The organism is Oscillibacter sp. UBA6647 (assembly GCA_002455655.1).
In the GTDB taxonomy this organism is placed as follows: Bacteria; Bacillota; Clostridia; order Oscillospirales; family Oscillospiraceae; genus Oscillibacter.
Genome location: DKLF01000102.1, coordinates 8,189 through 8,412, shown reverse-complemented (window position 1 = coordinate 8,412; position 224 = coordinate 8,189). Strand labels below are relative to the sequence as shown.

At 65.2% G+C, this 224-nt stretch carries 1 pseudogene; it reads right to left on the bottom strand.

Annotation, left to right across the window (positions count from 1 at the left end):
• Positions 1 to 224, bottom strand: a pseudogene (locus B2W96_RS07720) (F0F1 ATP synthase subunit beta); the annotation flags it as partial.

Here is a 224-nt window from a genome sequence, read left to right as displayed (position 1 = left end):
TCGTCAATGGGATCGCCCAGCACGTTGAACATCCGGCCCAGCACCTCTTTCCCAACGGGGACAGAAATGGGACCTCCCGCGGCGACCACCTCCGCGCCCCTGCCCAGCCCCTCGGAAGGGGAGAGCATGATGCAGCGGACGGTGTTGCCGCCCATGTGCTGGGCCGCCTCCATCACGGCCTTTTCGCCATTCAGGCGGACTTCAAGGGCATCCTTGATGGACGG